General features: G+C 38.6%; 1 protein-coding gene and 1 pseudogene. Both read right to left on the bottom strand.

Translation table 11 applies throughout. The annotated features are described in order from the left end of the window. Positions 1–293, bottom strand: a pseudogene (locus HP439_RS18985) (sensor histidine kinase); the annotation flags it as partial. A gap of 6 nt (positions 294–299) precedes the next feature. Continuing rightward, positions 300–1657, bottom strand: a 1358-nt coding sequence (locus HP439_RS18980) for an alpha/beta hydrolase family protein (protein ID WP_172391891.1), incomplete at its 5' end; no start/stop codon positions are given.

The following is a 1657-nucleotide window of genomic DNA, read 5'->3' as shown; positions in this document are numbered from 1 at the left end:
TCAACGAATGGATACTTTCTGATAACTCCTTCCACATACTCTGCGGCCTTTACGGAATCGAGATACCCTTGATAATATGAAATTTCTGGTATCTTGCTATTAAAAAACTCATTAAAAGGTTGAACGGATTTATCGAAAACCTCAATTTTTTTGATGTTGAATTCCGTTTCAATAAGATTTATAATCATCGAGCGCGCCGCAAGCATTGCAACGATGAATAAAATGGTCACCAATATCACGAAAGCGATCAGCAGCCCAAAATTCTTGCGGTATTTAAGTTGATTATATGCCATCAATGTTTAGAGGTATTTCTTTAGGAATAACTCGACTTCTTGATAATAATTTATAACGTTTTCGTCACTTTTGAAATGTCGCCCCTCTTCCTCCTTATAAATATACTTAATAGGCACGTTGTTATTCATAAGTTTCTGCACAAATTGATTTGCATCTGTTACCGAGCTAAATTGATCACCTCCGCCTTGGGCGAACAAGACTGGTATTTTAACTCGATCTGCATGAAAGACAGGAGACATAGCTTTAAACATTTCGTATTCCTCGTTTGGATCGCCAATTATATTGTAGAACAACGACACATATTTCTTAAGGTGTGGCGGAATCTCTTTAAAATAAGTAAACAAGTTTGTGTACCCAGACATAGAGATCGCGCATTTATAAAACGATGAGTTGTAGGCCGCAGCATGTAACGCAGAGTAACCGCCAAACCCACTACCCATTATTGCAACTCTTTTTTTATCAACAATACCTTGATGGATCAACCAAGTTACACCGTCAATAATATCTGTTTGAATCTTCCCTCCCCACTCCTTGAAACCCGCGGTCCAAAATTCTCTACCATATCCCGAAGACCCTCTGTAATTTAACTGAAAAACCAAATAACCACGATTCGCCAAAAACTGCACCTCGGCATCGAAATCACTTCTCTCCCGCCGATTTGGTCCATCGTGTACCAAAACCACCACGGGTAAATTTGCTTTAACGTCGCCTTTTGGATAGGTTAAATAGCCATGCAACGTCAATCCGTCACGACTTTGGAATTGGATAGATTCTTTCGGCGAGAGTTTATTACTTAGCAGTTTTGGGTTTGCTTCAACCAGCAGCATTGCACTGTCTCGTTCGACGTCATAATAATAAATCCCCCCTGCATGAACATCTGTGTAAACATTTACTAACCAGTGATTTAAACTAGTATCAGAATCTATAATATCGATAGTTTGTCCTTGAAAATTAGAGGAAAGTTTCAAAAAATGTTGCTCAACCTCTTTGTTAAAAAAATATTTGTGCGTTTTATCTTTCGTATACTGTGCAAATAACGGTTGTTGGGTTCGATCAGAATATCCATCTGCATCTAGATCAACGTCTTTATTTATAAACAAAAGTGAATCTTCTTGACCAGTAGCTACGTTAAACTCAACCAATGCAAGTTTATCACGATTTTGATTCGAAAGCGCTACAACTTTGGTTAATGAATTAGTTACGAAACCCAGTGGACGAATCGAGGTCAAATAATCCGTTGTCGCAACCGTCCTAAACGGAAGGTTCTCTTGTTTCCTATACAAAATGTTCTCTTGTACACTATCGCTAGTGATAGCAAGACGTACCTTTCCATCCGCCGACGAATACCAATCGGAGATATTGC

The organism is Sphingobacterium shayense (genome assembly GCF_013179575.1).
Lineage (GTDB): Bacteria > Bacteroidota > Bacteroidia > Sphingobacteriales > Sphingobacteriaceae > Sphingobacterium > Sphingobacterium shayense.
This window is presented reverse-complemented; position numbering and strand designations above follow the sequence as displayed.